The organism is Streptomyces sp. NPDC038200, from assembly GCF_055600785.1.
In genome coordinates this window covers 117028-142626 of the sequence record NZ_JBVJYH010000016.1, presented here as the reverse complement: position 1 = coordinate 142626, position 25599 = coordinate 117028, and the positions used below count along the sequence as shown (strand labels likewise).

Sequence of the window (25599 nt, the reverse complement as noted above, 5' to 3'; positions counted from 1 at the left end):
GGGAGCAAGGAGTAACCCCACCCGCACCCATCGGCACGAGGATTCGGCATGAGGTCCCTGGAAAGGCATCGCGACGTCGGCGCGTACGCGCTCGGCGTGCTGGACGAGGCGGAGGCCTTCCGCTTCGAGGACCACCTCATGGAGTGCCCCCGGTGCGCGGCACACGTGACCGAGTTCGGGCCCGCGGCCCGGCAGTTGATGTTGTACCGCCGGGCCACGCCGCGCTTCGTGCCCCCCATGGCACAGCCCGGCCCCCGGCTGCTGGACCGGCTGCTCGGCGAGCTGACGCACCGGCGCCGGGCGCGACGCCGCCGGCTGCTGTACGGCCTGGCCGCCTCGGTGGTGCTGGCCGTGGCCGGTCCCGGGATCGTGGCCTTCGCCGGACACGGGGAGCAGACCGCGCACGTCGCCGCGGCGACCGATCCGCACACCGGGGTGTGGGCACGGGTCACCTCCGAGGACCAGGAGTGGGGCAGCGGCCTGCGGCTGGAGGTCAAGGACGGTTCCGGGCGGCACACCTGCCGGCTGGTCGCGGTCGGCGACGACGGCACCGAACAGGTGGTCGCCGGCTGGACCAACGCCGGAGACGGCACCCGCCCCACCACCACGATGGGTGCCGCCGCGCTGCACCCGGACCAGATCCTGCGCTACGAGGTCCGCACGGACGAGGGAAAGCGGCTCGTCACGCTGGAGGCACGCTGACCGGACCGGGGCGCCTCCCGGCTCACTTCAGCAGCCGCGACAGCCTGCGGTCGGCCAGGGGCTTGCCGCCCGTCTGGCAGGTCGGGCAGTACTGGAGCGAGGAGTCGCTGAAGGAGACCTCTCGGACGGTGTCGCCGCACACCGGGCAGGGTTCGCCGGTCCGGCCGTGGACGCGCAGGCCGCTCTTCTTCTCCGCCTTCAGCCGGCCGGCCGCCACCCCCCGGGAACGCTCGACCGCCTCGGTGAGCGTCGTGCGCAGCGCCTCGTACAGGCGGTGGATCTCCTGCGGGCTCAGGGAGCCGGCGAGCTTGAACGGGGACATCCTCGCCGCGTGCAGGATCTCGTCGCTGTAGGCGTTCCCGACGCCCGCGATCAGCGACTGGTCCCGCAGGGCGCCCTTCAGCTGTCGCCGCTCGTTCTTCAGCAGGGCGGCGAACCGGTCCTCGTCGAAGTCGCCGGCGAGCGGATCCGGGCCGAGCCGGGCGACCCCCGGCACCTCCCGCGGGTCGCGGACGACGTACACGGCGAGACGCTTCTGGGTGCCTGCCTCGGTCAGGTCGAAGCCCTCACCCGTCTCCAGCGCCACGCGCAGCGCGAGCGGGCCCTTGCCGGGCTTCGGCGGGCCGTCCGGCAGCCGGTCCCGCCACTGGAGCCAGCCCGCGCGGGCCAGATGGGTCACCAGGTGCAGCCCGCCGTCCGTCCCGATGTCCAGGAACTTGCCGTGCCGGCGCACGGCCGTCACCCCGGCACCCTCCAGGGCGGTGATCGGAGGGTCGTACGTCTTCAGGACGCTGACGGCCACGGGCAGCACCCGGACCACCCGCAGTCCGACCAGGTGCTCGGTGAGGAAGTCCGTCAGCGCTTCTACCTCGGGCAGTTCCGGCATACGTCCAGGGTGCCATCCGGTCCCGGCGGCCACCGGCGGACCGGCGGGGCCCTCAGCCGTCCCCGGGCCGCGGCAGCCGGAACTCGCACCACACCGCCTTGCCGCCGCCCCGCGCCTCCACGCCCCAGCTGTCGGCGAGCCGGTCGACCAGGAGCAGGCCCCGGCCGGAGACGCCGTTCTCCCCCGCGTCGCGGCGCCGCGGCAGGGCGCTGGAGGAGTCCTCGACCTCGATGCGCAGCCTGCGGTCGGTGCTCTCCAGGACCCGCAGGGTGACGATCGCGGGCCCCTCGGTGTGCAGCAGGGCGTTGGTGACCAGCTCGTCGGCGACCAGTTCGATCTCGTCGGCCTGCTCGCGGGCGCCCCAGGCACGGACCGCGGCGCGGATCATGTGCCGGGCCTGGGCGAGAGCCTCCGGGTCGCCGGGCGCCACATGCTGCTGGAGCCGCCCGCCGGTGCGTGTGGCCTCCCGGGCGCGGCGGCGCAGCAGGAGCAGGGCCACGTCGTCGTCGCCGCCCCGTGCCTCGGCCAGCTGGATCAGACGGTCGGCGAGGTCGCGCACCTCGTGCGGGCCCTCGCGGACGACCGCCACCAGGCCGCCCATGCCGTCGTCCAGGTCGGCGCCGGGCTGCTCGACCAGTCCGTCGGTGCACAGCAGCAGGGTGTGGCCGGGGTCGAGTTCGAGAGTGGCGACGGGGTACTCCAGCCGGCCGAACTCGGCGGACAGGCCGAGCGGCAGCCCGCCCTCGACGGGGATCCGGGCACAGCTGCCGTCGCTGTCGCGGATCAGCGGGTCGATGTGCCCGGCACGGACCACCTGGACGACTCCGGTCGCCAGGTCGGCCTCGGCGTACAGGCAGGTGGCGAACCGGTCGGTGTCGAGTTCGTGGAGGAAGACGGAGGCGCGGGCCATCACCGTGGCCGGGGTGTGGCCCTCGGCGGCGTAGGCGCGCAGCACGATCCGCAGCTGGCCCATGACGGCCGCCGCGTGCGTGTCGTGCCCCTGGACGTCCCCGATGACCGCGCCGACCCGCCCGCCGGGCAGCGGGATCAGGTCGTACCAGTCGCCGCCGATGTCCCGGCCCAGGGCGGCCGAGCGGTAGCGGACCGCGACGTCGGCACCGCGCACGCTGGGGATGGTGCGGGGCAGCATGGCCTGCTGGAGGCCCTGGGCGAGGTCCTTCTCCTGCTCGTAGAGCATGGCTCGCATGAGGCTCTGCGCGATGCTGCTGCCGAGCGCGACCAGGACGGCGCGCTCCTCGTCCGGGAAGCCGCGCCGGTCGTCGTAGAGGAGGCCCATCGCGCCGATCGGGCGGGCCTGCGCGATCAGCGGGAGGTAGGCGGCCGAGGTGATGTGCAGGTCGGTGATGTGCGGCCAGAGGATCGGGTAGTCGGTCTCGAACTCGCCCGGGGACTCGATGAACCGGGGGGTGAGTGTGCGGACGACCTCGCTCATCGGGTACGGCTCGTCGATCCGGGTGATCCGGGTGCCGGGGACGAAGCTGCCCACGGGGCCCTCGGCCACCAGCCGGATCCGACCCGCCTCCACCAGGCCCATCACCAGGCTGGTCGCGCCCAGGTGGCGGACGCCGTGGGTGTCCTTGAGGACGTCGATGACGTCCTGGACGCTGCGGGCGTGCGCCAGGGCGGCGGAGATGACCTGGACGACGCTGGTCTGCTGCCGGAACGCCTGGTCCTGGGCGGCCCGGAGGCTGCGTGCCGCGCTGTCGGCGAGTTCCTGGGTGGCGTCGCGCAGGATGCCGACGACGCGGCGCGGGCGGCCGGACTCGTCGCGCCGGATGTACCCCTGGGTGTGCGTCCAGCGCAGGGTGCCGTCGCGGCAGCGGATGCGGAAGTAGGCGCCGTAGTTCTCGCTGCCGTCCTTGATCGCCTGGGCGGCCACCGCGTCGAGCCGGGCGGCCTCCGGGGGCGGCACCCGCACGGTCAGGGATTCCGCGCGGCCGTCGTACTCCTCGGGAAGCAGGTCGAACACCTCGAAGGCCTGGGCGTCCATGTCCATCAGACCGGCGTCCAGGTCCCAGTCGAAGCTGCCCATGCGGTTGAGCGCGAGGATCGGGTCCGGATGTGCGGGCCAGTCCTCCGGGAGAGACAGGGCGCTCGCTCCCCGATCGGCCATGTGGCCCACCATGCCAGGATCCGGGTGATTCTTCGACTTGATCGGAGGGCACCGGCACGGCGTAGGGGACGGCCGCGCGCGCTACCGGGTCCCGGTTGGGCCGACCGGGGGGTGGCGGGGACCGTGGAGGGCCTCGGCTGGGCCGACCGGGCTGGCGGGGGCGGGCCTCCGCTGGGCCGACCGGGCTGCCGGGTCGGGCCTGCGCTCGGCAGCCCGGGCTGCCGGGTCGGGCCTGCGCTCGGCCGACCGGGCTGTGCGGACGGTGGCCGCCTTCTGCTCAGGCGGCGGGGCCGCCGGGAGCGGGGCCGGGCGTGCCGCGGAACCCGCGCTCGGCCGACGGAGCCGCCGGAGGGGCGGCGTCGGGCGCTCCGGCGACACGGGAGCGCGGCGTACCGGGCACGGTGGCGGCACGGGAAGCGGGGGGACGGGGCGTGGTCGCGGCCCGGGGAGCGGACGGATCGGGCGGGGTCGCGGCCGGGGAGGCGGGTGGATCGGGCGGGGCCGCACCTCGGGAAGCGGGCGGGGTCGCGCCTCGGGAAGCGGGCGGGGTCGCGCCTCGGGAAGCGGGCGGGTCAGGGGTCGCCGCGGTCAGGGAGGCGACCCCGTCGTCCGGGATGAGGCCGCCGCCGTCGGGGAGGTCCGGGCTCTCGGGGACGCTGGGCGGGCCGATCTCCTCGGACGTGTCCGGGGCGGGGCCGGGCGGGGCCACGCCGGGATCGGGCAGGACGAGTGCGGCGTCGGGCGACTCCACGCGACCGGGCCGCGCCACGTCCGCGTCGGGCCGATCCGCGGCGGGGTCGGACTCGTCGGGGTGGCGGCCCAGCAGGTCCGCGCTGGGGTCGGGCCGGCGGGAGGACGGGTCCGCGGGCGGATCCGCCGACGGCGGTGGCTCCTGCTCGGCGGGCCCGGTGTTCCGGTCCGCGAGGCCGGCGGCGCCGTCCGGGTCTTCGGTCCGCGGGTCCGGTGCCGCGGGGGCGGCCGGGGACGACGGCGTGCCGGTCCCGTCGGAGTCGGCGGCCGGGAACGACGGCGTGCCGGTTCCGTCGGGGTCGGCGGCCGAGCCGCTCTCGCGCGCGCTCGGCCGCGGCGGTGAGGACGTCGCGGTGGCCCGCGCCCCGGTCTCCGCCCGGTCCGACGGCTCGGGCGCGCTCGGGCTGATCGCGGCCCCCACCGGCGGGGTCACGACATGGTCCTGGCGGACGTCGTGGCCGACCCTGCGCTCGATCCAGGTGCGGGTCTCCGCGTCGACGAGCGTGATGCTGGTGACGGCCCGGGGCGCCGGGGTCACCACGACCACCTGGTTCGGCTGGTAGCCGGACCACGGGGTCCCGCGGGCCGCCGCCCCGCCGCGGGTCGGCGTGGGCGTGTCCAGTGGATTGCCGCAGGCGCAACGCACCCGGGGCACCCCCCGGTCGTCCACCAGGACGGCGGTGCCGGCCTGGAGCACGGCCTGGTAGCGGGCCGCCCGGTGGTCGCGGTAGGCGTGGTTGGTGACGCGCGTGTCGGCGCCGAGGACGACCGGGGTCAGGCCGCGCAGATAGCCGGGAAGCGCCGCCCGGCCGACATGGGCGGCGTCGGCGAAGGCCTCGGTCCTGTCCTCGTCCGCGGCCAGATAGCGGATGTGCCGCTCGACGTCGCAGCCGGCGACGCGCGGGGTGCCCCGGTAGAGGCCGGGTGTCGTGCCGGACAGGGTGCGCGCGGCGCGCATGGGCGCCTCGACGTCGCCCGACTGGACCCGGGCGGTGACCCGGGGTGACTCCGGCCGGGGGGTGGCCATGGCCGTGGAGTCGGTGAAGGGGTCGGGCCCCCGGTCGACGGCGGCCTGGAGGTAGACCGGCTCGCCCACCCGGGTCTGTTTGACGCCGGTGCCCGCGCAGCCGGCGGCGAGGAACACCGCCGAGAGCGCGCAGGCCGTGACCGTGGTTCGGCTGGGTATCCGCACCGCACACTCCGCATCACTGTGGGTGATTACGCCCTATTGTTGGCATCGCACAGGTTTGGCTGGCAACTCGGGGAACGTCGTGACGCGAGCGTCACCGGTGTAGCCGCACAGGAAGGCGCGCACAGCCGTGGACTGGTTCACCGCACCCGGCGACTGGCTGAGCCGGCTGGTCTTCCAGCGGGCGCTGGCCGCCGTGTACCTGTTCGCGTTCCTGACGGCGGCCCTGCAGTTCCGGGCCCTGCTGGGCGAACGCGGGATGCTGCCGATCCCCCGTTTCACGGCCCGGGTGCGGTTCCGGCGCGCCCCCAGCCTGTTCCACCTGCACTACTCCGACCGCTTCTTCGCCGCCTGCGCCTGGGCGGGTTGCGCGGTGTCCGCGGCCCTGCTGGCGGGGGCGGACTCGGCGCTGCCGCTGTGGGCCGGGATCCTGCTGTGGCTGGTGCCGTGGGCGCTGTACCTGTCGATCGTCAACGTGGGCCAGACGTGGTACGCGTTCGGGTGGGAGTCGCTGCTGCTGGAGACGGGTTTCCTGGCCGCGTTCCTCGGCAACGACGAGGTGGCGCCGCCGGTCGTCGTGCTGTTCCTGCTGCGCTGGATCCTGTTCCGGGTGGAGTTCGGCGCCGGGCTGATCAAGCTGCGGGGCGACGCCTGCTGGCGGAAGCTGACCTGCCTGTACTACCACCACGAGACCCAGCCGATGCCGGGCCCGCTCAGCTGGTTCTTCCACCATCTGCCGCAACCGCTGCACCGGGTGGAGGTGGCCGCCAACCATGTCACCCAGCTGGTCGTGCCGGTCCTGCTGTTCACCCCGCAGCCGGTCGCCTCGGCCGCCGCCGCCCTCATGATCGTCACCCAGCTGTGGCTGGTGCTCTCCGGCAACTTCTCCTGGCTGAACTGGATCACCATCGTGCTGGCCCTGTCCGCGCTCCGGCTGCCGACGACGGCGCCGTCCGTGCCGCCGGCCCCGCTGTGGTACGTGGTGCTGGTGCTCGTGGTGGCCGCGCTGCTGCTCTTCCTGAGCTACCGCCCCGTGGTGAACATGATCTCCCGGCGCCAGGTGATGAACCGCTCCTTCGACCCGCTGCACCTGGTGAACACGTACGGCGCGTTCGGCAGCGTCAGCCGGGTCCGCTACGAGGTGGTGGTGGAAGGCACCCTGGACGACACCCCGCGCGAGGACTCGGACTGGCGGGAGTACGCGTTCCGGGGCAAACCCGGTGATCCTCGGCACTGGCCGCGCCAGTTCGCCCCCTACCATCTGCGCCTGGACTGGCTGATGTGGTTCGCGGCACTGTCCCCCGGATACGCCGGGGAGTGGTTCGGCGGCCTGGTGGAACGCCTGCTGGAGAACGACCGGGACACGCTGAAGCTGCTCCGCCGCTCCCCCTTCCCTCCGGACACCCCGCCCCGCTATGTGCGGGCACGCCTGTTCCGGTACCGGTACACGAGCTGGCGGGAGCTGCGGGCGACGGGGGCGTGCTGGGAGCGCGCGTACGTGCGGGAGTATCTGCCGCCGACGCGGCTGGCGGGGGCGGTTCAGAGGTCGTAGACGCGGCTGGCGGTGCCCTCGAACAGGGCCGCGCGTTCCGCCTCGCCGAGTGCCGCGGTCAGCTCGCGGGTGAGCGCGTGGACCGCGGTGTACGTCATGGCAAGGGTGCACACGGGCCAGTCCGAGCCGGCCATCAGCCGGTCCGGTCCGAAGGCGTCCAGTGCGGTGTCCACGTACGGACGCAGACCGGCGGCGGTGCGGGTGTCCTCTCCGGCCTCGGTGACCAGGCCGGAGAGCTTGGCGACGGTGTTGGGGAGGGCGGCCAGGGCGCGCAGGTGCGTGGTCCAGGGTTCGCGCGCCCCCGAGGCGACCGGTGGTTTGCCCACGTGGTCGAGGACGAAGGTGAGCTGCGGCAGGGCCTCGGCCGCCCGGGTGCACGCCGGGAGCTGATGGGGCAGGACCACGAGGTCGTAGACCAGGCCGGCGTCGGCCACGGCGGCCAGACCGCGCCGGACGTCGGGCCGCAGCAGCCACTCGGGGTCGGGTTCGCTCTGCACCTGGTGCCGGACGCCCTTCAGGGCGGAGCCGCCGGGCAGGGCGCGCAGCCGGGCCAGTTCCTCGGCGACGTCGGGACGGGTGAGGTCGGTCCAGCCGACCACTCCGGCGATCAGCTCGTGCTCGGCGGCCAGGGCGAGGAACTCCGGGGTCTCCTCCGGCACCGTGACGGTCTGGACGAGGACGGTGCGGTCGACACCGACGGCCCGGGCCTCGGGTTCGAGGTCGGCGAGGGTGAAGTCGCGTCGCAGCGGGCGGAGTTCGGGACCCCGGATCCAGTCCTGGTCGCGGACGGCCAGGTCCCAGACATGGTGGTGGGCGTCCACGGTCACGGCAGTTCCTCCGCCACGGACAGGGGCGCTCCCGCGCCCGCGCGGTCCCCGGTGTGCGGGGCGACTCTCATGACGGCTCCTCGGGGGGCAGCAGGCCGGTGTCGCGCAGCTCGTGCCAGAACGCGTCGGGTACCCGGGCGGCGAACTGGTTGGCGCAGTCGTGCACTTCGGCGGCGGAGCGGGCACCGGCCAGGACGCTCGCCACGGCCGGGTGCGCGGCGCCGAAGGCCAGGGCCGCGGCCCGCAGGGTGCAGCGGTGGCGTTCGGCGACCGCCTTGACGCGCAGCGCCCGGTCCAGCAACTCGCCCGGTGCCCGTGTGTAGTCGTACGTCGAGCGGGGCGTCGGGTCGGCCAGCAGGCCCGAGTTGAAGACGCCCCCGACGACGACCGACACCCCTCGCTTCAGGGCCTCGGGCAGCAGCTCGGTCGCCGCACTCTGGTCGAGCAGGGTGTACCGGCCCGCGCAGAGCACCACGTCGACGTCCGTGTCGCGGACGAACCGGGTGAGCATCCCCGTCTGGTTCATGCCGGCCCCGATCGCGCCGACGACTCCCTCCGAGCGGAGCCGCTCCAGGGCCGGGTAGCCCTCGTGGAAGGCCTGTTCGGCGTGGTCGTCGGGGTCGTGGAGGTAGACGACGTCGACGCGGTCGAGGCCGAGGCGGGTGAGGCTCGCCTCCAGGGTGCGGCGGACGCCGTCGGCGGTGAAGTCCCACACACGGCGCCGGGTGGCGGGTACGGCGAAGCCCTCGGCCAGGTCGTCGCCGGTGCCGTCGGCCGGGTCCAGGCGGCGGCCGACCTTGGTGGAGACGGTGTACCGGGCCCGGTCGTACTCCCGCAGGGCGGCGCCCAGGCGCCGTTCGGACATGCCGAGGCCGTAGTGGGGCGCGGTGTCGAAGTAGCGGATGCCGCGCTGCCAGGCGGCCCGGACCGCCGCGTGCGCCTGCTCGTCGCTGACGGCGGTGTAGAGGTTGCCGAGGGCGGCGGCGCCGAAGCCGAGCGGGGTGACCTCTACCGCGCTGCGGCCCAGGTGGTTCACCGGTCCGCCGCCGGTCGCAGCCGCAGGCCCTGCATGCCGCCGTCGACGGCGAGGGCGGTGCCGGTGGTGGCGCCGGCGAGGGGGCCTGCCAAGTAGGCGATGGCCGCGGCGACTTCGTCGGCGGAGACGAGCCGTCCGGTGGGTTGGCGGGCCTCCAGGGCGGCGCGTTCGGCGGCCGGGTCGGGGGCGGCGTCCAGCAGCCGGCCGACCCACGGGGTGTCCGCCGTACCGGGGTTGACGCAGTTGACGCGGATGCCCTCGCGGACGTGGTCGGCGGCCATGGCGAGGGTGAGGGAGTACACGGCGCCCTTGGTGGCGCTGTACAGGGCGCGCTGCGGCAGGCCCGCGGTGGCGGCGATGGAGCAGGTGTTGACGATCGCCGCGTGCCGGGAGCGGCGCAGATACGGGAGGCAGGCGCGGGCCGTGCGGACCATGCCGAGGACGTTGACGTCGAAGACGTGCCGCCACTCGGCGTCGTCGTTGTCCTCGACGGTTCCCTGGGCGCCGATCCCCGCGTTGTTGACCAGGACGTCGAGTCCGCCGAGCGCCTCGGCCGCGTCCCGAACGGCCGTGACGACCGAGGTGTCGTCGGTGACGTCGGCGCGCAGCGCGAGGAGCGGTCTCGCCACCGCGGAGGGGTCCCGGTCGAGTACGGCGACCCGGGCGCCGCGGGCGGCGAGGAGGTCGGCGGTGGCCCGGCCGATACCGGAGGCGCCGCCGGTGACCAGGGCCCTCAGGCCCGCGAGCTCGCTCATGCCGCCTGTCCCTTCCGGATGTCGGGGTCGGCGGCCCAGTAGGTGCCGCCGGGGAAGGTGTACCGCGCGATGGACTCCGGGCGCATGGCCGCGGAGAAACCGGGCGCGGTGGGTGCCGTGTAGTGGCCGTCGCGGATGACGACCGGGGTGACGAAGTGTTCGTGGAGGTGGTCGACGTACTCGATGACCCGGTCCTCGGTGCTGCCGGAGACGCCCAGGTAGTCGAACATCGACAGGTGCTGGACGAGTTCGCACAGTCCGACCCCGCCCGCGTGCGGGCAGACGGGGACACCGAACTTGGCGGCGAGGAGCAGGATGGCCAGGTTCTCGTTGACCCCGCCGACGCGGGCGGCGTCGATCTGCACGATGTCGAGGGCACCGGCCTGGAGCATCTGCTTGAAGACGATCCGGTTGTGCACGTGTTCGCCGGTGGCGACCTTCACGGGTGCGACGGCGCGACGGATGGCGGCGTGGCCGAGGACGTCGTCGGGGCTGGTGGGCTCCTCGATCCAGTAGGGGCCGAACTCGGCGAGGGCGCGCGTCCAGCGGATCGCCTCGTCCACGTTCCAGCGCTGGTTGGCGTCGACCGCCAGGCGCACGTCCGGTCCGACGGCCGCGCGGGCCACCCGGCAGCGGCGGATGTCGTCCGCGAGGTCGGCGCCGACCTTGAGTTTGATCTGCCGGAAGCCGTCGGTGACGGCCTGGGCGGCGAGCCGTCCGAGCTTGTCGTCGTCGTAGCCGAGCCAGCCCGGGGAGGTGGTGTAGGCGGGGAAGCCGCGCTCCAGCAGCCGGGCCCGGCGTTCCTCGGCCCCTTCCCTCCCCCGTCCGAGCAGGCCGAGGGCTTCCTCGGGGGTGAGCGCGTCGGTGATGTACCGGAAGTCGATCTGCCGGACCAGCCATGCGGGTTCGGCGTCGGCCAGCAGTTGCCACAGCGGCTTGCCGGCCCGCCGGGCGGCGAGGTCCCAGACGGCGTTGACGACGGCCCCGATCGCCATGTGCATCACGCCTTTCTCGGGGCCGAGCCAGCGCAGCTGGCTGTCCGCGATCAGGTCCCGGGAGAGCGAACCGGGGTCGGCGCAGAGTTCGTCGGCGTCACGGCCCAGCAGATGGCCCCGCAGAGCGTCGATCGCGGCGACCTGGACCTCGTTGCCCCGCCCGATGGTGAAGGTGAATCCGTGTCCCTCGGTCCCGTCGGCGGCATCGGTGCGCAGGACGACGTAGGCCGCCGAGTAGTCGGGGTCCGGGTTCATCGCGTCGGAGCCGTCCAGCTCGCGCGAGGTGGGGAAGCGGATGTCGTGGGTGTCGACCGCGGTGATGCGGGCGGGGGCCTGGGACACGGACGTCCTTTCCGTCGGGGGGCGGTGGGTGGCTCGCGTCAGTCCTGGGCACGGCCCGTCGTGACCCGGGCGATCATGAGGGCGACGAGGATGATGCCGCCGTAGATGGCCTGGATCCAGAACGACGGCACCTGGGCGAGGGTGAGCAGGTTCTGTACGACGCCCAGGAGGACGACGCCGGTCAGGGCGCCGAACATGGTGCCCCTGCCGCCGTCCAGGCTGATGCCGCCGATCACCGCCGCCGCGAACACGGTGAAGATCATGTTCTGGCCCTGGTTGGCGCTGATGGCGCCGACGTAGCCGGTCTGGAGGAGTCCGCCCAGGGACGCGAGCACTCCGGCCACCACGAACACCCCGAGCAGCACGCGCTCCACCCGGATGCCGGCGGCGCGGGCGGCGTCCGTGTTGCCGCCGATGGCGTACAGGGCGCGGCCGACGCGGTGGTACTTGAGCACGCCCCCGGCGACGGCGAAGGCGACGGCGGCGAGCCACACCGACAGCGGGACGGTCAGGAAGGTGGTGGTGGCCAGGGAGGAGAAGCTGTCCGGCATGCCGAACAGGGTCTTGCCCTCGGTGGCGCCGACCAGCAGCCCGCGCAGCACGATCAGCATGGCCAGCGTCACGATGAACGCGTTGAGCTTGAACTTCACGACCAGGACGCCGTTGAAGGCGCCGACCGCCGCACCGGTGACGAGGACGGCGAGCAGGGCGACCGGCGCCGGGAGCCCGGTGCCCCAGCCGGACTGCGCCGAGGGCAGGACGAGGAGCGCTCCCACGGCGGGGGCGATGCCGACGACCGACTCCAGGGACAGGTCGAACTTGCCGGTGATCAGCACCAGCGACTCGGCGAGCACCACCATGGCGAGTGCGGCGGAGGCGCCCAGGATCGAGATGAGGTTCCGCTGGGTCAGGAAGGAGTCGTTGACCACCGCGCCCAGCACCATGAGCAGCAACAGGGCGGGCAGGAGGGCGAGTTCGCGGGCCCGGCGGAGCAGGACGGCCCGGGATCCGCGGGGGCCTCGTGCGTCCCGGGCGGAGAGGGCGGTCGGGGTCGCCGCGGCCTTCGCGTCAGTGACCCGGGTCCCCTCCGGGCCGGCCGGGTGCCCGGGGGCCGTCCCCCTCGGAGATGCTGTGGCCATGGTCCACTCCTTCGATGGAGGCGATCAGCTCGTGGTCGCGCCAGCCCGCGGGGTGCTCGGCGGCGATCCGGCCGTGGAAGAGGACGAGGACGCGGTCGCAGCGGCGCAGATCGTCCAGTTCGTCGGAGACGACGAGCACGGCGGTGCCGTCCTCGCGGGCGCTGTCCACGCGGGCCAGCAGGGACTGCTGGGACTTCACGTCGACGCCCGCGGTGGGGTTGATCAGGACGAGCAGGCGGGGGTCGGAGGCGAGGGCGCGGGCCATGACGACCTTCTGCGCGTTGCCGCCGGACAGGTCGGAGACGGGCTGTCCGGGGCCCTCGGTGTGGATGTCGAGGCGGTCGATCAGCGCGGAGGCGAAGCCGCGCCGGCGGGCGCCGGCGACGAAGCCGAAACGGCCGAGCCGGTCCAGGACGCTCAGGGTGGCGTTGTCGCCGACGGTCATGCCGGGGACCAGGCCCTGCTCGTGCCGGTCCCGGGGGACGCAGCCGACGCCGGCGTCCAGCGCCGCCCGCACGTCCCCGAACGGCAGCGGTCCGCCGTCGAGCCGCGCCGATCCGGCGGTCGGGGTGCGCAGTCCGGCGAGGGTCTCGGCCAGTTCGGTCTTGCCGCTGCCGCTGGAACCGGCGAGTCCGACGACCTCACCGCGGCGGACGGTGAGGCCGACGTCCTGGTACGCGGCGGAGGTGAGGCCGCGGACGTCGAGCACGACCGGGGACGTGGCGGGCACCGAGCCGCGTGGGTACGCCTGCTCGACGACCGACTCGCCGGCCATGGCCTCCACCAGGGCCGCCCGGGGCAGTTCGGCGACGGGAGCCGTGGTGATCCAGCGGGCGTCGCGCAGCACGGTGACGGTCTGGCAGACCTCGTAGACCTCCTGCAGGTGGTGCGAGATGAACAGGAAGGTCACCCCCGAGTCCTGGAGTGCCCGCATGCGGCCGAACAGGCGCTCGATCTCCCGGTTGTCGAGCTGGGCGGTCGGCTCGTCCAGGACGATGAACCGGGCGCCGAGGCTCAGCGCCCTGGCGATCTCCACCATCTGCCGGTCCTCGACGGCGAGATCGGCGGTGCGGGTGTCGGGGTCGACGGGTACGTCCCAGGCGGCGAGGAGTTCCTCGGCCTCGGTCCTGAGTCTGCGCCAGCTGATGAGACGGCGGGTGCGCGGCTGCCGGTTGATGAAGAGGTTCTCGGCGACCGTCAGCTCGGGTACGACCGTCGGCTTCTGGTAGACGCAGGCGACCCTGCGGCGCCAGGCGTCCCGGTCGGCGAGCGGGGGCGCGGGCTCGCCGTCGAAGCGGACGGTGCCCGCGTCCGGGGCCTGCAGGCCGGTGAGGATGCCGACCAGGGTGGACTTGCCGGCGCCGTTGCGGCCGACGAGGGCGTGGGACTCGCCGGGCAGCACGGTGAGCCGGCCGTCGGCGAGCGCGACGGTGGGGCCGTACCGCTTGACGATCCCCTGTGCTTCCACGAGTGGCGTGTTCATCGGACCGTGTTGCCCCACAGCTTCGGGTCGTCGACGTTGTCCTTGGTGACGAGGGGCGCGGGGAGCTGGTCCTCCAGGATCCCGCTGGGCAGCCGGACGATCGTGGAGTCGTGGTCGGTGGGGCCGGGCTCGAACGTCTTCCCCTCCATGGCGGCCTTGATGTAGTACAGGCCGTACTTGGCGTAGGCGTCGGCGGGCTGGGAGACCGTGGCGTCGATCCGGCCCTTGCGGATCGCGTCGAACTCCTGCGGGATGCCGTCGTTGGAGACGATGACGATGTGGCCCTTCCGGCCCGCCGTCCTGAGCATGTTCTTGGATTTCAGGGTCTGCAGGGTCGGTGCGAGGTAGACGCCGCCGGCCTGGAGGTAGATGCCCTTGACGTCGGGGTTGGCGTTCAGCAGCGTGTCGAGTTCGGCGGCCGCGGTGTCCGACTCCCACTTGGCGGGGATCTCCAGGATCTTGAGCCCGGGGTGGTTCTTGCGCACACAGGACCGGAACGCCTCGGACCGGTCGCGGCCGTTGACCGAGGCGAGGTCGCCCATGATCTGCACGACCTTGCCGCTGGTGATGTGCCGTCCGAGGTAGTCGCAGGCCTTCTCGCCGTACGCGACGTTGTCCGCCCGTACGACCATGGCGACCTTGCCCTGGTCGGGTGCCACGTCCACGGCGACGACCGGCACGCCCTTGCGTTCGGCCTGGTCCAGGCCCGCCTCGATGGCGGCGCTGTCGAGCGGGGCGACCACCAGGCCCTTGACGCCCTGGTTCAGCTCGTTGTTGATGTCGGTGATCTGCTGGGAGGGATCGCTGTTGGAGTTGACCGTCTTCAGCACCTCGACGCCCTCGGTCCGGGCCGTCCTCGGCACGTAGTCGTTGTACGACTGCCAGAACGGCGACGTCAGCAGCGGCAGGATCACTCCGACCTTGCCGGTGCCGCCCCTGCCCGCGCTCGCGGTGTCCTTGGTGCTGCCGCAGGCGGCGAGCAGGAGCGAGGCGCCGACGGCCAGTGCCGCCGCGCCGGTGATCCGGGACCTGCTGCGTTTCCTCGCTGTGCTGGCGGGCATCTCGCGGCTCCTCGTCGAGGGGGTTCGAGGGTGAGCGTCTTCGAGCAGACGCCGCATACTTATCAGACCAATAAGCCGTGACGACACCCTCTTGCCGCAACAATCCCGGCCAGTGCCCCATAGTGGTCCGACCACTCGGCTGACTAGACTGCGACGCACCCGGTGACTGGAGGAGTGGCGTGGACGAGGCAGCCCCACAGAAGGGCACGGTGACCCAGCGCGCCATCGACCAGATCAAGGCGATGATCGCCGAAGGCCGGCTGGAGCCGGGCCAGCGGCTGCCCACCGAGCGGGAACTCGCCGTCCGGCTGGGCATCTCGCGCAGCTCCATGCGGGAGGCGATCCGTGCGCTGACGGTCCTCGGCGTCCTGGAGGCGCGGCACGGTTCCGGGATCTACGTCACCGCGCTGGAGGCCGGCGACCTGCTGGAGACCTTCGGCGTGGTCGCCGACCTGTCCCGGGGGCCAAGTCTGGTGGAGTTGCTGGAGGTGCGCCGGATCCTGGAGTCGACGGCGACCGCGCTGGCCGCCGCGCGCATCACCGACGACCGGCTCGCGGCCGTGGAGAAGCACCTGGCCGCGATGAACGCCACCGACGACCCCGAGGAGATCCTCGCCCACGACCTCGCCTTCCACCGCGAGATCGCGTCCGCCGCCGGCAACGAGACCATGGCCGCCATCCTGGACGGCCTGTCCTCGCGCACCTTCCGCGCCCGCGTCTGGCGCGGCTACCAGGAGGAGGGCGCCTTCGCCCGCACCCGCCGCGAACACGCCGCCATCCACCGCGCCCTCGCCGCCCGCGACCCGGAGGCGGCCCGCGCTGCGGCGGCGGCCCACGTGGGCGAGGTGGAGGAGTGGCTGCGGGCGCAGCTGGGCGGCCCGGATCCGCGGCCAGGACCGCCCTGAGGGGCCCGCGGCCGGCCCGGGTGATCCGGACGGCCGCCGCCCGCACGCCCCCCGGGGAGGCGCGCGGGCGGCGTGGCCGCCGGTCAGCCCCGGCGCAGGCGCAGCGTCATCAGTTGGAACGGCCGCAGTCGTACGGTGATCCGGTCACCGTCCCGTACCGGTGGTTCCCCGTCCCCGTCCTCGGCCGGCCGCTCCAGCAGGTCCGTCACCGTGACGTCCGCGATCCCGAAGCCGGCCGTCAGCATCGCCCGGGCCCGGCCGCCGTGGGCCTCGTGGAAGCGGACCACCACGTCCCCGCTGCCGTCGTCGGCGAGCTTCACCGCCGTCACCACCACCGCGTCGTCGTCCACGGCGACCAGCGGGGCGACCTCGGCGGCACCGGTGGTGGACCGTTCCGGAAGGTTGATCCGCCAGCCCTCGCGCACCGCGTCGGCGACCGAGGCGCCGGGGACCAGGGCGTGCCGGAATCGGTGCACGCCCTGGTCGGTCTCCGGGTCGGGGAAGCGCGGGGCGCGCAGCAGGGAGACCCGGACCGTCGTGGTCGTACCGCGGTCGCCGTCCGTGCGCACGGTGCGGGTGACGTCGTGGCCGTACGTCGAGTCGTTGACGACGGCCACGCCCCAGCCCGGCTCCTCCAGCTGGACGAAGCGGTGGTTGCACGCCTCGAACTTGGCCGCCTCCCAGGAGGTGTTGGTGTGGGTGGGGCGGAAGGCGTGCCCGAACTGGGTCTCGGACGCGTACCGTTCGGCGTGCAGGTCGAGCGGGAAGGCCAGCTTGAGGAACTTCTCCGTCTCGTGCCAGTCGACCTCGGTGTCGATGAGCAGGCGCCGCTCCCCGGGCGGCAGTGACAGCACCTGGGTGACCCGGGAGGCGCCGAAGGAACGGACGATCCGCACCGAGGCGCCGTCCCCGCCGGCCGTGACCGACTCTGCTTCGGTGAGGTCCGTGACGGTGTTGCGGTAGAAGGAGTCGACGTCCCAGGCGTCCCACATGTTCGGGAAGTCCGGGTGCAGCTGGAGGAGGTTCGCGGCCGTGCCGGGGGCGATGGTCTCGCGGTCGGCGGCGGGATCGTAGGCGGAGACGACCAGGCCCCGGGCGTCGACGGTGATCCGCAGCAGGCCGTTGTCCAGCGTGAATCCGCCGTCCTCGCGGGGTGCGAGCGTGCTGCCGTCGGCCGCCGCCGGGGTGGCGGCGCCGCCGGCCGGGACGCCGTGGCGGGCGTGCGGGGCGGCGTTGAAGACGAGGGGGGTCGTGCCCTCGCCGGCCAGTGCGCGCTGGGCGGACTCGATGATCCCGGTCAGCTCGGCGGCCAGGCGCTCGTACGTCGCCCGTGCCTCCCGGTGCACCCAGGCGATGGACGAGCCGGGCAGGATGTCGTGGAACTGGTGCAGCAGGACCGTCTTCCAGATACGGTCCAACTCCTCGTAGGGGTAGGGGAATCCGGTGCGCACGGCCGCGGTGGCCGCCCACAGCTCGGCCTCGCGCAGCAGGTGTTCGCTGCGTCGGTTGCCCTGTTTGGTCTTCGCCTGGCTGGTGAGGGTGGCCCGGTGCAGTTCGAGGTACAGCTCGCCGACCCAGACCGGCGGTTCGGGGTATTCGGCCTCGGCCTTCTCGAAGAACGCGCGGGGTGTTTCCCAGACGACGGTCGGGGAGCCTTCGAGGTCCCGGAGCCGGGCGGCCTTGGCGACCATCTCGCGGGTCGTACCGCCGCCTCCGTCGCCCCAGCCGGAGGGCGCGAGGGAGTGCCGGGCCCTGCCCTTGTCCTTGAAGTTGCGGGCGGCGTGGGCGATCTCGCTGCCCTTCATCGAGCAGTTGTAGGTGTCGACGGGCGGGAAGTGCGTGAAGATCCGGGTGCCGTCGATGCCCTCCCAGTGGAAGGTGTGGTGCGGGAACGTGTTCGTCTGGGACCAGGAGATCTTCTGTGTCAGCAGCCACTTGGAGCCGGCCGCCTTGATGATCTGCGGCAGGCCCGCGGCGAAGCCGAACGTGTCCGGCAGCCACGCCTCCTCGTTCTCGATGCCGAACTCGTCGAGGAAGAAGCGCTTGCCGTGCACGAACTGCCGGGCCATCGCCTCCGAGCCCGGCATGTTGGTGTCCGACTCCACCCACATCCCGCCGGCCGGCACGAACCGCCCCTCGGCCACGGCCTTCTTCACCCGCGCCCACACCTCGGGCCGGTGCTCCTTCACCCAAGCCCACTGCTGGGCCTGGGACATGGCGAACACGAAGTCCGGCTCGTCCTCGATGAGGGCGGTCATGTTGGACGTCGTACGGGCCACCTTGCGGACCGTCTCGCGCAGCGGCCACAGCCACGCCGAGTCGATGTGCGCGTGCCCGACCGCGCTGATCCGATGCGCGGACGGCGCGGCGGGGACGGACAGCACACCGGTGAGCCGCTCCCGGGCCCGGTCCGCCGTGCCGTTCACGTCCTGCAGGTCGACGGCGTCCAGCGCCCGCTCGACCGCGCGCAGGACGTCGTGCCGGCGGGCGGAGTCCACGGGCAGCTCGGCCATCAGCTCGCCGAGCACCTCCAGGTCCATGACCAGCTGCCACACCGACTCGTCGAAGACGGCGAGGTCCATGCGGGTGAGCGTGTACTGCGGCGCGTCGCCGGCGGTCGCCTTGTCGCCGAGCGGGGTGGGGACGAAGGGGTGGTAGTCCAGGATGACCGGGTTGGAGGCGGCCTCGATGTGCAGGCGCACCTCCTCGCCGCCCGCGGCGGGCGCGCCGATCCGCACCCACTGGTTGCGCGGGTTGAGGCCCTTCACCGGGGTGCCGTCGGGCCGGTAGACCAGGCCCTCGCACTGGAATCCGGGCATGTTCTCGTCGAAGCCGAGGTCCAGCAGGGCCTCGACGGTCTTCCCGGCCCATGCCTCGGGCACGGTCCCGGTCACCCGGAACCAGCTGGTGCCCCACGGAGCACCCCACCGGGCGCCCACCTCGATCGGCTCGGGCTCGGCGGCGAGTCCCTCCGCGACCGGTACGGGTTCGCCGGGCGCGTGCCACACCGCGACCCGGAGCGGCACGGACCGGGGGTGGACGGCAGGGCGGATACGTTCGTCGAGGACGCGCCTGAGGCGGGCTTCCACCAGAGTGCGGTCGTCATGCATGCGGGGTGCTCCCTGCGGGGTTCCGGATGGGTTACCAGGGGTGGGTGACGGTCACGGCGGTCGAGGCGTTGTACAGCTCCCCCACGGCGCGCACTTCGAACCGTGCGGCCGTCTCGCCCTGTTCGGGCCGCAGCCCGGAGACGAAGTAGGCGCGCTGGCCGGTGGCGCCGAGGAAGCGGCGGGTGCCGTCGGGGAGGAGCCGGTGGAGGGTGTAGTGGCGGACGGTGCCGGGGGCGGCGTCCCAGGCGAGGCGGAGGTCGCCGCCGTCGGCCGCGGTGACCCGGGCGCCGGAGGGGGCGGCGGGCGAGGGCGGGGGGCCGTCGGGGCGGACGGCGAGGCCGCCCAGCCGCCAGCGCACCGGGCCGCCGGAGGCGGTGAGCCGGACACCCAGGGCGTGGACGGTGCCGGACAGCCCGGTGAGCGGGACCGTCACGGTCTGCCAGCCGTTGACCGACTTCACACGAGTGCCGGCGGCGCCCGTATTCACGGCCGCTTGCGTGGGGACCGAGTGCACAGCCAGGTACGTGTACGGCGGTGTCGCCCCCGGCGCGCTCGGTTCGGCCGTCGCCACCGCCAGCTCGACGTTCACCTCCCCAGACTCGCTCCGGTACGTCAGGTCGACAACCGTGTTCACACCGATCGGCAGCCGGGTCGCGTACAGGTCCAGCACCGCCGGTTGATCCGGTTCACCGGCCACCAGCACACTGCTCCCGCCCCGCCAGGCATCGGCGAAGTCGAAGGACACCTCGGGCCGCTCCCCCGCCGTCCGGACCACCCATCGCCGCGACGGCAGCCGGTCCTGCAGTCCGAGGTGGTTCCAGGGCGCCTCCGAGGTGACGGCTCCCTCTTCGTACCACCGCAGTCCGTGGCCGGTGTTGAACACGCTGGCGAACGGCACCGCGGTGACCGTGGACCGGTCCGCCACGGAGACCGCCGGTGCCCGCCAGGGGTCACCGGGGTCGGGACGTGACGGGTCCGGCGACCGCCCGGTCCAGAACCGGTCGTCGGCCGCGTGGAAGTCCTTGGGTGTTCGCTGGTCGGCGGGCAGGTGGTTGCGGGTCCACTCGGGCCGGTAGAAGCCGATCGAGGTGACGTGCGCCTTGCCGGCCGGCACGATCGCGTCCCAGTTCACGTACGTACCGGAACCGTTCGACTCGACGTCGACGCCGGCCCACAGCTGGTACCGGCTGCGCCCCAGCCGGTCCGCCTTGGTGCCGGAGGAGGCGAGGGTGGCCGCGCTCCACCGGAAGTCCACGAACATGTCGTCGGCGGCCTGGAAGAACGCCTGGTTCTGGCTGGTCAGGGCGCCCTGCCAGCTGACCGTGCCGTTCACGGTCATCGCGTCGTACCAGGTCACGCGCTGCCCCTTGGCCGCCGCGAGCGTCTTCAGCTCCTTGACGAAGCCGAGCATCGCCGTGCCGAGCGCGGTGTTCCCGCCGCTCGTCTCGGCGTTCACGAACCAGCCGTCGAAGCCGTGGGCCGCCGCCACCGCGACGAGTTGCGCGGCGAGCGGGTAGCGGCCGGCGGCGTCCTTCTGCACCAGGTCGCGGGTCCACTGGAGCTGTCCGCCGTAGGCCACCGGGGGCAGGAAGACGTTCCCGAGGACGGGGACGCCGTGGCGGTGGGCGGCGTCCACGACGGGGGCGTTGGGCGCGAGGATCAGGCCCTCGCCGGCCGAGCCGCCCCAGAACACCAGCTCGTCGAGGTAGGCCCAGTGGGTCAGGGCGTAGTAGTCGGCGGTGGGCGAGCCCTGGGCGGGGTTGCCCGACGTCGGCCCGAAGGAGACCAGGGCCTGGACGCGGGCCTGTCCGGAGCGGGCGGTGGGATTCGCCGGGGTGGGGGTGAAGCGGGGGGCGAGCGGCACGGACGCGGCGTTGCAGGCGAGGTCGGGGTCGTCGGCCGCGCGCCAGCTCTTCAGGCTGCGCCAGGTGATGCCGGGGCCGGGACTGCCGGCGGGCAGCGAGTCCGGGTACCAGTACGAGGCGTACGGCGGGGTCGCGGCGGCGGCTCGGGGGGCCGCCGCCGCGGAAGGCGCCGGGGCCACGGCGGGGGCCAGGGCGGCCGAACCTGCGGCGATCAGGACGGTGCGTCGGGTGGGGTTCACGAGCGGGTGCCTCCGTGGGGGGTGGGGAGTACCTGGTCGGGAGTGACGACGTCGGTGATGCCGCGCGCGGCGAGGTGGTCCTTGTCGTCGGCGCGCGTGTCGAGCACGGTGGCCGGGCGGGCGCCGTCGGCGACGAGGCGGAAGAACGCGTCGAAGACGTCGCCGCCGGGGGCGCAGCGGGAGCGGTGGGCCGGGTCGGCGGGTACGGCGAGGGCCGTGCCGCGGGCCGCCGGGGTGTGCGGGGGGCGGCGGGCCGCCTCGGCCAGCACGCGGGCGATCTCCTTGGGCCGGCGCTCGTTGGTCAGCAGGCCGAGGGAGTACTCCAGTTCGGGGAAGTCGCCGAGCGCGCGCGAGACGTCGTGGGAGCACCACCAGGTGATGCCCCACAGGTCCGGGCAGTCCAGGACGTTCGTGATCGTCGCCTCGGCGAAGGCGGCGGCGTGCTCGGCGGGCACCAGGGGTGCGGGGGCGCCGACCTCCTGGAGCCACACGGGCCGGTGCGGCTCGTCCGCCCAGGCCTTGCTCAGCTCGACCAGGTAGGCGGCGTGGTGCTCGGTGGGCACGGAGGTGCGGCCGTGCCGCTGGGCGGTGCCGTTGAACACCCAGGAGTGCACGGCGGTCACCTCGCCGAGCCGGGCGGAGTGGCCGGGGGTGAAGGGCTGGTCGTCCTGGTACCAGGCGGCGTCGTAGGAGGCGTGCAGGTGGAGCCGGTCCGGGGCGCCCTCGGCGCAGGCGGCCAGCATCCGCCCGAGCCACCGCTCGGCCTCCTCGGCGGTGATCCGGTCGGGGTCGGGGTGGGGGCCGGCGGCGAACTGGTTGACCTCGTTGCCGACGGTCATGCCGATGAAGTGGGGCCGGTCGGCGAGAGCGGCGGCGAGGGTGCGCAGATAGGCGGCCTGGCCGGCGGTCACGTCCGGGTCGGTGAAGAGGTTGCGGCGGTGCCAGGTGCGGGTCCAGGCGGGCAGGAAGTCGAAGCTGCTCAAGTGGCCCTGGAGACCGTCCACGTTGACGTCCAGGCCGCGTTCGGCGGCGGCGTCGGCCAGGGCGACGAGCTGCTCGACGGCGCGTGGCCGGATCAGGGTGCGGTTGGGCTGGAAGTACGGCCACAGCGGGAACACCCGGATGTGGTCGAGGCCGAGTGCGGCGATCGCGTCGAGGTCGGCGCGCACGGAGTCGAGGTCGAAGTCGAGCCAGTGGTGGAACCATCCTTCGCTGGGCGTGTAGTTGACGCCGAAGCGCACGGCAGGAGGCATGGATGTCCTTGCTGTCCTCGGGAAGCGGTTGACGTCGTTCAGCCCTTGACCCCGCCCTCGCCGACGCCGCGGAAGAAGTAGCGCTGCAGGCAGGCGAAGAGGGCGATGAGCGGCGCCACGGCGATCACGGTGCCGGCGGCGACGAGGCGCTCGTCGTTGGCGAAGGTGCCGTGCAGATAGTTGAGGCCGATGGTCAGGGTGAACTTGGAGGGGTCGCTGAGCACGATCAGCGGCCACAGGAAGTCGTCCCAGGCCCCCATGAAGGCGAAGATCGCGACGACGGCGAGAGTGCCCTTCACCGACGGCAGGGCGACCCGCAGGAACCGCTGCCAGACGTTGGCGCCGTCGACGTAGGCCGCCTCCTCGATCTCGTAGGGCAGGTTGCGGAAGGCGTTGCGCATCAGCAGCACGTTCATCGCACCGATCGCGCCGGGCAGGACCACCCCGATCAGCGTGTTGTTCAGGCCGAGTTCGCGCATGGTGGTGAACTGGGCGATCACGATGCCCTCGACCGGCACGAGCATCGCCAGTACGAAGGCGAGGGTGGTCGCGCGCCGGCCGCGGTAGCGCAGCCGGGCCAGGGCGTACCCGGCGAGGGCCGCACCCACGCAGTTGGTCGCGACGTTGGCGGCGGCGACCTTCAGGGAGTTCAGGGCGTAGTCCCAGACCGGGATGGTGTCGGCGACGCGGGCGTAGTTGTGCAGGGTGGGGTGGCCGGGCAGGAACCGGGGCGGTGAGCTGTAGATGTCCTCGGTGGGGCCCTTGAGGGAGGTGGACAGCTGCCACAGGAAGGGCCCGACGGTGAGGGCGAGGACGGCGAGCAGCAGCAGGTAGCGCCAGACCAGTTCACCGGCCCGGACGCGGCGCCCCTGCCGGTCGGTGACGCGGGGCTCCTCGGCCTCGGCGGCCGGCCGTTCGGGCCGTGTCTTCTCCAGGACGCTCACTGCTCCTCCCTGCGGTCGGCGCGCAGCACGAGCAGCATCAGGGCGACGGTGACGACGAAGACGACGACCGAGAGCGCGGAGGCGTAGCCGACGCGGCCGGTCAGGCCGGTGCCGGTGCGCTGGACGAGCATGACGAGGGTGGTGTCCTCGCCGGCCGGGCCGCCGCTGGGGCCCGCCATCAGGTAGACCTCGGAGAACACCTTGAAGGCGGCGACCGAGGAGAGCGCGGCGACCAGCACCATCGTGGACCGTACGGCGGGCACGGTGACCGAGAGGAAGCGGCGCACCGGTCCGGCGCCGTCCACGGCCGCGGCCTCGTGCAGTTCGCGCGGCACGTTGGCCAGCGCGGCCAGATAGATGATCATGTAGTAGCCGAGGCCCTTCCACACCGTGACCGCCATGGCGCTGAGCAGGAGCAGCCACTGGTCGCTGAGGAACCCGACCCGGCCGATCCCCACGGTCTCCAGCAGCGAGTTGACCAGGCCCCGCTCGTCCAGCAGCCACACCCAGATCAGTCCCACCACGACGATCGAGGCGACGACCGGGGTGTAGAAGGCGGAGCGGAAGAAGGTGATCCCGGGGATGTTCTTCTGCACCAGCAGGGCGAGCAGCAGCGGCAGGACGACCAGGGCCGGGACGACGCCCAGGACGTACAGGGCGCTGTTGCGCAGGCCGGTCCAGAACATGTCGTCGTGGAGGAGCTCGCGGAAGTTGGCGAGGCCGACGAAGTGGCCGGGGACCAGGGTGCGGCGGTCGGTGAAGGAGTTCACCAGGGTGGAGAGGAAGGGGTAGAGCACGAAGGCGCCGGTGACGAGCAGTCCGGGTGCGGCGAACAACCAGGGGCTGAAGGGGAGCTGGCGCTTGATACGGAGGGGCGCGGCCATGGCGGTCAGCCCTGCTGGAGCAGCCGGTCGGCGGCCTTGACAGCGTTGTCGAGGGCTTCCCGGGGGCTCTCCTTGCCCTGGAGCGCCTTGGCGACCTCGTTGCGCAGCGCGGTCTTCATCTGCTCGCTGAAGAGCACGGGCGTGTAGTTGACGGCGTTCTTCAGCGACTTCGCGGCGGCGATCCGCACCCGGGTCTCGTCGGTGCCGTCCTCCTTGGTGAAGTACGGGTCGTCCAGGGAGCCGGCGGTGCTCGGGAAGATGGCGACCTTCTTGGCGAAGGACATCTGGTTGCGCGCGTCGGTGACGAAGTGGGCGAAGGCGACGGCGGCGGGGGTGTGCCTGGTGCGGGAGTTGACCATCACGCCCATCACGTACATGTTGACGTGTCCGGTGCTGGTGATCTGGTCGGTGATGCCGATGTTCCGGTAGAGGCTGGGCGCGTTCTTCTTGAAGTTGCCGAGGTCCAGGGCGCTGCCGGGGTTCATGGCGACGGCTCCGGTGAGGAACTTCTTGCCCGCGGACTCCCCGGTGGCGGTCAGCGCCTGCGGATCGAGCGCCTTGGCGTCGTACAGCTGCTTGTACTTCGTGAGGAGTTCGACTCCCTTGGCGTCGTTGAAGGCGAAGCCGGTGCCCTGCTTGTTCATGAGCGGGACGCCGTAGCGGCCGAAGTCCTCGATGGTGGGCACGTTGGCGAGGGTGGCGACCTTTCCGTCGCTCTTCTCCGCCATCCGCAGGGCGTCGGAGAAGAGTTCGTCGTACGTCTTCGGCGGCTGGTCGGGGTCGAGACCGGCCCGGGTGAACAGGGCCTTGTTGTAGAAGAGCGGGCCGGTGTTCAGGTACCAGGGGAAGGCGTACGTGCCGTTCATGCCCGGCACCCGGTGGCTGGCCCAGGCCCCGTCCAGGTATTCGGGGCGGTACGTGGCGGCGGCCTTGTCGAGGTCGAGGACGAGGCCGGCCTTGGCGAGCGGGGCGACCAGGTCCGGGGAGACGTTGACGACGTCGGGCAGGGTGCCGCCGCCGGCGTCGGCGCTGAGCTTGTCGGCGTAGCCCTCGGCGGGCTGGTCGACCCACTTCACGTGCGTGCCGGGGTACTTGTGCTCGAAGTCGGCTATCAGCCCCTCGAAGTACGACTTGAAGTTGGCGCGCAGGTTCCAGGTCTGGAAGGTGATGTCGCCCTCCACCTTGCCGGAGGCGTCGGTGGAGCCGCCGTCGTCACCGCCGGAGCCGCAGGCGCTCAGCGGCAGGACGAGGGCGACGGCAGCGGCGGCGAGGGCTCTGCGGGACATGGGCACGGGACACGGCTCCCTTGCTGTGCACGGGCTTTCGGTGGCGCCGAAGACCTTGCCCAGTGCGTTCCGGGAAAGTCAATGCATTCGTCGCAGCTAAAGAAATACGTCCTTCATTAGTGCAGCTCAGCGAGGTTCGACCGGGAGCTTGCCAGCGATCACTAATGCGCTTTAGGGTCTTGACACTCAAGCGCATTAGCAAGCACCCTCCGGAAGGGGGAGAAAGCGTGCCGACCAGACGGTCCCCCGCCCGCCGGCCCAC

19 protein-coding genes are annotated in these 25599 nt (G+C 72.9%); 3 read left to right on the top strand and 16 right to left on the bottom strand.

The genetic code is table 11. The annotated features are described in order from the left end of the window. Window positions 1-48: 48 nt before the first annotated feature. On the top strand, window positions 49-702 hold the full coding sequence (locus tag ACZ7KF_RS28755; RefSeq protein WP_471081047.1) for a zf-HC2 domain-containing protein: 654 nt from the start codon (window positions 49-51) through the stop codon (window positions 700-702). 22 nt (window positions 703-724) lie between these two features. Here the strand turns inward: ACZ7KF_RS28755 and ACZ7KF_RS28750 are convergent, their stop codons facing one another. From ACZ7KF_RS28750 to ACZ7KF_RS28740, 3 genes are all read right to left on the bottom strand, one after another. Continuing rightward, window positions 725-1588 carry an Fpg/Nei family DNA glycosylase gene (locus ACZ7KF_RS28750; protein WP_471081044.1) on the bottom strand — a complete coding sequence of 288 codons (864 nt, stop codon included), beginning with the start codon at window positions 1586-1588 and terminating at the stop codon, window positions 725-727. Window positions 1589-1640: 52 nt separating this feature from the next. After that, window positions 1641-3722 (bottom strand): SpoIIE family protein phosphatase, encoded by a 2082-nt coding sequence (locus tag ACZ7KF_RS28745; RefSeq protein WP_471081040.1) that lies wholly within the window; start codon window positions 3720-3722, stop codon window positions 1641-1643. A gap of 277 nt (window positions 3723-3999) precedes the next feature. Continuing rightward, window positions 4000-5664: a DUF6777 domain-containing protein gene (locus ACZ7KF_RS28740; RefSeq protein ID WP_471081036.1), complete on the bottom strand. Its 1665-nt coding sequence runs from the start codon at window positions 5662-5664 to the stop codon at window positions 4000-4002. A gap of 127 nt (window positions 5665-5791) precedes the next feature. Between ACZ7KF_RS28740 and ACZ7KF_RS28735 the strand changes: the two genes are divergently transcribed. Further along, complete coding sequence (locus ACZ7KF_RS28735; RefSeq protein WP_471081033.1) at window positions 5792-7213, top strand: lipase maturation factor family protein; 1422 nt, start codon at window positions 5792-5794, stop codon at window positions 7211-7213. Here the strand turns inward: ACZ7KF_RS28735 and ACZ7KF_RS28730 are convergent. The 7 genes from ACZ7KF_RS28730 to ACZ7KF_RS28700 form a co-directional block, all read right to left on the bottom strand. Then, window positions 7201-8040, bottom strand: a complete 840-nt coding sequence (locus ACZ7KF_RS28730; RefSeq protein ID WP_471081030.1) for an amidohydrolase family protein — start codon at window positions 8038-8040, stop codon at window positions 7201-7203. The genes ACZ7KF_RS28735 and ACZ7KF_RS28730 overlap by 13 nt on opposite strands. Before the next feature lie 67 nt (window positions 8041-8107). Next, window positions 8108-9076: an aldo/keto reductase gene (locus ACZ7KF_RS28725; RefSeq protein WP_471081027.1), complete on the bottom strand. Its 969-nt coding sequence runs from the start codon at window positions 9074-9076 to the stop codon at window positions 8108-8110. Next, complete coding sequence (locus ACZ7KF_RS28720; RefSeq protein ID WP_471081024.1) at window positions 9073-9831, bottom strand: SDR family NAD(P)-dependent oxidoreductase; 759 nt, start codon at window positions 9829-9831, stop codon at window positions 9073-9075. Before ACZ7KF_RS28720 ends, ACZ7KF_RS28725 begins: the two co-directional genes overlap by 4 nt. After that, complete coding sequence (locus ACZ7KF_RS28715) at window positions 9828-11168, bottom strand: L-fuconate dehydratase (protein WP_471081021.1); 1341 nt, start codon at window positions 11166-11168, stop codon at window positions 9828-9830. The genes ACZ7KF_RS28720 and ACZ7KF_RS28715 overlap by 4 nt, the downstream gene beginning before the upstream one ends. 38 nt (window positions 11169-11206) lie before the next feature. Then, complete coding sequence (locus ACZ7KF_RS28710) at window positions 11207-12307, bottom strand: ABC transporter permease (RefSeq protein ID WP_471081018.1); 1101 nt, start codon at window positions 12305-12307, stop codon at window positions 11207-11209. Then, window positions 12237-13790 carry a sugar ABC transporter ATP-binding protein gene (locus ACZ7KF_RS28705; protein ID WP_471081016.1) on the bottom strand — a complete coding sequence of 518 codons (1554 nt, stop codon included), beginning with the start codon at window positions 13788-13790 and terminating at the stop codon, window positions 12237-12239. Before ACZ7KF_RS28705 ends, ACZ7KF_RS28710 begins: the two co-directional genes overlap by 71 nt. Further along, window positions 13787-14851, bottom strand: a complete 1065-nt coding sequence (locus ACZ7KF_RS28700) for a sugar ABC transporter substrate-binding protein (RefSeq protein ID WP_471081013.1) — start codon at window positions 14849-14851, stop codon at window positions 13787-13789. Before ACZ7KF_RS28700 ends, ACZ7KF_RS28705 begins: the two co-directional genes overlap by 4 nt. A 179-nt stretch (window positions 14852-15030) precedes the next feature. On the opposite strand from ACZ7KF_RS28700, the gene ACZ7KF_RS28695 reads away from it, so the two are divergent. Further along, window positions 15031-15756 carry a FadR/GntR family transcriptional regulator gene (locus ACZ7KF_RS28695; RefSeq protein ID WP_471081011.1) on the top strand — a complete coding sequence of 242 codons (726 nt, stop codon included), beginning with the start codon at window positions 15031-15033 and terminating at the stop codon, window positions 15754-15756. Window positions 15757-15839: 83 nt separating this feature from the next. On the opposite strand, the gene ACZ7KF_RS28690 is transcribed toward ACZ7KF_RS28695, so the two are convergent. From ACZ7KF_RS28690 to ACZ7KF_RS28665, 6 genes are read right to left on the bottom strand one after another with little or no spacing between them, the layout of a single operon-like run. Continuing rightward, entirely contained in the window at window positions 15840-18866 is a 3027-nt protein-coding gene (locus tag ACZ7KF_RS28690; RefSeq protein WP_471081009.1) for an alpha-mannosidase, read from the bottom strand. A gap of 31 nt (window positions 18867-18897) precedes the next feature. Continuing rightward, window positions 18898-20970 carry an endo-beta-N-acetylglucosaminidase gene (locus ACZ7KF_RS28685; RefSeq protein WP_471081006.1) on the bottom strand — a complete coding sequence of 691 codons (2073 nt, stop codon included), beginning with the start codon at window positions 20968-20970 and terminating at the stop codon, window positions 18898-18900. Then, on the bottom strand, window positions 20967-22223 hold the full coding sequence (locus tag ACZ7KF_RS28680; RefSeq protein WP_471081003.1) for a glycoside hydrolase 5 family protein: 1257 nt from the start codon (window positions 22221-22223) through the stop codon (window positions 20967-20969). Before ACZ7KF_RS28680 ends, ACZ7KF_RS28685 begins: the two co-directional genes overlap by 4 nt. A 38-nt stretch (window positions 22224-22261) precedes the next feature. Next, a complete protein-coding gene (locus ACZ7KF_RS28675; protein WP_471081001.1) occupies window positions 22262-23167 on the bottom strand; it encodes a carbohydrate ABC transporter permease in 906 nt (301 codons plus the stop codon). Continuing rightward, on the bottom strand, window positions 23164-24051 hold the full coding sequence (locus ACZ7KF_RS28670; protein WP_471080998.1) for a carbohydrate ABC transporter permease: 888 nt from the start codon (window positions 24049-24051) through the stop codon (window positions 23164-23166). The genes ACZ7KF_RS28675 and ACZ7KF_RS28670 overlap by 4 nt, the downstream gene beginning before the upstream one ends. Window positions 24052-24056: 5 nt before the next feature. Further along, window positions 24057-25343: an ABC transporter substrate-binding protein gene (locus ACZ7KF_RS28665; protein WP_471080995.1), complete on the bottom strand. Its 1287-nt coding sequence runs from the start codon at window positions 25341-25343 to the stop codon at window positions 24057-24059. Between the last annotated feature and the right edge of the window lie 256 nt (window positions 25344-25599).